General features: G+C 67.6%; 4 protein-coding genes and 1 pseudogene. All 5 read left to right on the forward strand.

The window, feature by feature from the left end; translation table 11 throughout:
* Window positions 1-234 (forward strand): annotated as a pseudogene (locus tag IIY41_RS04370) (threonine-phosphate decarboxylase); the annotation flags it as partial.
* Window positions 235-1,716: a cobyric acid synthase gene (locus IIY41_RS04375; RefSeq protein WP_050005393.1), complete on the forward strand. Its 1,482-nt coding sequence runs from the start codon at window positions 235-237 to the stop codon at window positions 1,714-1,716.
* Between the two features lie 19 nt (window positions 1,717-1,735).
* Window positions 1,736-2,410 (forward strand): precorrin-8X methylmutase, encoded by a 675-nt coding sequence (locus IIY41_RS04380; protein WP_173022254.1) that lies wholly within the window; start codon window positions 1,736-1,738, stop codon window positions 2,408-2,410.
* A 105-nt stretch (window positions 2,411-2,515) separates the two neighbouring features.
* Window positions 2,516-3,523, forward strand: coding sequence for an ABC transporter substrate-binding protein (locus IIY41_RS04385; protein ID WP_117461707.1), 1,008 nt, complete (start codon window positions 2,516-2,518; stop codon window positions 3,521-3,523).
* The coding region (locus IIY41_RS04390) for a FecCD family ABC transporter permease (RefSeq protein WP_287399927.1) at window positions 3,510-4,237 on the forward strand (728 nt) is incomplete at its 3' end. The genes IIY41_RS04385 and IIY41_RS04390, both read left to right, overlap by 14 nt.

Raw genomic sequence — 4,237 nt, forward strand, 5'->3', positions numbered from 1 at the left:
CCGCGCCTTTCGGCGGGGCTGGCGGCGCTGGGGTGCCGCGTGATGCCGGGCGAGGCGAATTATCTGCTGTTTTACCACAGCGGCGAACAGCTGGTGCAGCGGCTGCGGGCCCGGGGCGTGCTGCTGCGCGGCTGCGCCAATTATCCGGGCCTGGGGCCGGGGTGGTACCGCGCGGCGGTGCGCACCCATTCGGAAAACAGCGCCTTTTTGCAGGCGCTTGGGGAGGTGTTGTAAATGGCGCGCTGCATTATGGTGCAGGGCACGATGTCGGGCGCGGGCAAAAGCCTGCTGGCCACGGCGCTGTGCCGCATTTTCCGGCAGGACGGCCTGCGGGTGGCGCCCTTCAAAAGCCAGAACATGGCGCTGAACAGCTATATCACCCGCGACGGGCTGGAGATGGGCCGGGCGCAGGTGGCACAGGCCGAGGCCGCGGGCCGCGAGCCGGACGTGCGCATGAACCCGGTGCTGCTCAAGCCCAGCAGCGACACCGGCAGCCAGCTGATCGTAAACGGCGAGGTGCGCGGGCAGTACCGCGCGGCGGAATATTTCAAGATGAAAAAAAGCCTGGTGCCGGAGATCCTGCGCGCTTATGAGAGCCTTGCGGCGGAAAACGACGTCATCGTCATCGAGGGCGCGGGCAGCCCGGCGGAGATCAACCTGCGGGACGGCGACATCGTCAATATGGGCCTGGCAGAGCTGGTGAACGCGCCGGTATTGCTTGTGGGGGACATCGACAGGGGCGGCGTGTTCGCGCAGCTTTACGGCACGGTGGCTCTGCTGCAGCCGGAGGAGCGCGCGCGCGTCGTCGGCACGGTCATCAACAAATTCCGCGGCGACGTGGAGCTGCTTCGCCCGGGCCTTGCGATGCTGGAGGAAAAGACGGGCGTGCCCGTGCTGGGCGTCGTGCCTTATACCCGCGCGGACATCGACGACGAGGACAGCCTTGCGCCGTGCCTTGCGCAGACGCAGCAGCGGCGTCCGTTGGACATCGCGGTGGTGCGCCTGCCGCGCATCTCCAATTTTACGGATTTTTCCCCGCTGGAGAGCCACCCCGCGCTGGGCGTGCGGTATGTGGAGCGGGCCGGGCAGCTGGGCGAGCCGGACCTGGTGGTGCTGCCGGGCACAAAAAACACGATGGGAGACCTTGCCTGGATGCGCCAGAACGGCCTGGAGGCCGCGGTAAAGAAGCTGGCGGCCGCGGGCACGCCCGTGCTGGGCGTGTGCGGCGGCTACCAGATGCTGGGAACGGCGCTGGACGACCCGGACGGCGTGGAGCAGGGAGGCCGCATGGACGGCATGGGCCTTTTGCCCTGCGCGACGCGCTTTACCGGGCAGAAGGTGCGCACCCGTGTGCAGGCGTGTGCCGCCGCAGGCCCGTTTGCGGGCGCGCAGCTGGACGGCTACGAGATCCATATGGGCCGCACCGAACGCGGCGGCACGCCGCCGTTCTGCCTGCTTGCGGACGGCACGCCCGAGGGCGCGGCGGCAGGCAATGTGTTCGGCACCTATCTGCACGGCCTGTTTGACACCGGGGAGCTTACGGAAAAGCTGGCCGCCTGGCTGCTGGCGTGCAAGGGGCTTTCGGCAGCGGACGTGCGCGCGGAAAGCCATGCCGCGTACAAGGAGCGTCAGTACGACCTGCTGGCGGACGCGGTGCGCACCGCCGTTGATATAGCTGCGGTGTACCGCGCAATGGACGCCTGCGCGGCCAAGTAAACACAGAGGAGATGCGAGCGTGAACGGAAAACATACCCTGCCCGCGGATATCGAGCGCACCAGCATGGCGATCATTACACAGGAGCTTGCGGCGGCGGGCATTGAGCTGCCGCCGCAGCATGCCGCCGTGGTGAAGCGGGTGATCCATACAACGGCGGATTTTGATTATGCGCAAAGCCTGTGCTTCACGCCCGACGCCGTTGCACGCGGCGTGGCGGCGCTGCGGCAGGGCGTGCCCATTGTAACGGATACCAATATGGCAAAAGCGGGCGTCAGCAAGCCCAGCCTAGCGAAGCTCGGCGGCACGGTGGCATGCTTTATGGCGGACGGGGACGTGGCCCGCGCCGCGCAGGAAAACGGCACCACGCGGGCGGACGCGGCCATGGAAAAGGCCGCGCGGGAATATCCCGGCGCGGTGCTGGCCGTGGGAAACGCGCCTACGGCGCTGCTGCGCCTGGAGGCGCTGATCGCGGACGGGCTGCGGCCGGCGCTGGTCGTGGCGGTGCCCGTGGGCTTTGTGAATGTGGTGGAGAGCAAGGAGCGCATCTTCGCCGCGTGCAGGGCGGCGGACGTTCCGGCCATAGCCGCCATGGGCCGCAAGGGCGGCAGCAATGTGGCCGCGGCCATCTGCAACGCGCTGCTTTACACGGCCGTGGACGCACTGGACCCCGCCCGGCGGGGCTGGCAGGGCTGACAGCAGGCCCGGAATGTGGTATGATATGTCCGCCCGGAAGACGCTGTATGCGCTGTCTGTCCGGCCGCGGGCGCGGATATTTTGAATGGATGGGATGACACGGACATGAAAAAACAGATTTTGAGTTTTACCGCCCTTTTGCTGGCGCTTCTTCTGGCGGGCTGCGCGGCGTCCGCGCCGCAGAGCGGCAGCGCGGCTTCTGCTTCGGCTTCCGCGTCCGGCGCACAGCCGGAAAGCGCGGCGTCCGGCAGCGCGGACGCGCAGGCCGTCACGTTCAACGACACGCTGGGCCGTACCGTGACGGTGGAAAGCCCAAAGCGCGTGGCGGCGCTCATCGGCAGCTTTGCCGACGTGTGGTGCCTGGCGGGCGGGAAGGACACGCTTGTTGCGGCGGCGGACGACACCTGGACGCAGTTTGAGCTGGGCCTGCCCGAAACGGTGGTGAACCTGGGCGGCGTAAAGGAGCCGAGCGCCGAGGCGCTGCTGGCCGCGCAGCCGGATTTTGTCATCGGCAGCGCAAAGACGGCGGCGGATGTGGACCTGCTGCCCACGCTGGAGCAGGCGGGCATCCCCACGGCATACTTTGAGGTGAGCACCTTTGAGGACTACCTTGCGATGCTGGAGGTCTGCACGCGCGTCACGGGGCGGCCGGAGCTGTATGAGCAATACGGCGAACAGGTGCGCGCGCAGGTGGATGCGGCTGTGGCCCGCGCGGAGGGAAAGGAAGGGCCGTCCGTGCTGTATTTGCGGGCCACGGGCAGCAGCTGCAAGGTGAAGAACAGCGAAAACAGCGTGCTGGGCGAAATGCTGGCCGCGCTGGGCTGTGTGAATATCGCGGACAGCGACGCGTCTCTGTTGGAGGAGCTTTCCATGGAGGCCATCCTCGCGGCGGACCCAGAGAGGATTTTTATCGTGATGCAGGGCAGCGACCAGGAGAAGGTGCGGCAGACGCTGGAGAGCGCCGTGCTTTCCAACCCGGCATGGCAGCAGCTGAGCGCGGTGAAAAACGGCAGGGTCTATTATATGGACCAGCAGCTGTACAACTTGAAGCCGAACGCACGCTGGGGCGAGGCATACGAAAAACTGGCGGAGATCCTGTATGGAGAAGCGTAGCTTTCGCAGCGTGCCTGCGCGCCTTGCGCTGCTGGCGCTGGCCATGCTGGGCGCTGCGCTGCTGAGCCTGTGCCTGGGCGCGGCGGCGGTGTCCCCCAGGGAGATTCTGTCGGTGCTTTCGGGCGGCGGGAAGGGCACGACGGCGGCAAGCATACTTTTGTATGTGCGCCTGCCGCGCACATTGGGGTGCCTGTTGGCCGGCGCGGCGCTGGCGGTGTCCGGCGCGGTCATCCAGACAGTGCTGGCAAACCCGCTGGCCGCGCCCAACATCATCGGCGTCAATTCCGGCGCGGGGCTGGGCGTGGCGCTGTGCTGCGCAGTGCTGCCGACGGCGGCTGCCGCGGTGCCCTTTGCGGCGTTCCTGGGGGCGTTCGCCGGGGTGATGCTGGTGCTTCTGATCTCGGAAAAGGCGGGCGCGTCCCGCATGACGCTGGTGCTGGCGGGCGTGGCCATCTCCGGTATGTTCGGGGCGGGCATCGACGCGGTGCTCACGGTATTCCCGGACTCCCTCATCGGCTATTCGGATTTCCGCATCGGCGGCCTGGCCAACCTGTCCATGGGCAAGGTCGCGCCCGCGGCGTGGGTGATCCTTCTGTGCCTGGGGGCCGCGCTGGCGCTTGCAAACGAGATGGACGTGCTGGCGCTGGGCGCCGATACGGCCCGGAGCCTGGGCCTGCGGGTGCGCGGCGTGCGCGTGGCGCTGCTGGCGCTGGC

The sequence above is a fragment of the Ruthenibacterium sp. genome (assembly GCF_017421385.1).
GTDB lineage: Bacteria > Bacillota > Clostridia > Oscillospirales > Ruminococcaceae > Ruthenibacterium > Ruthenibacterium lactatiformans.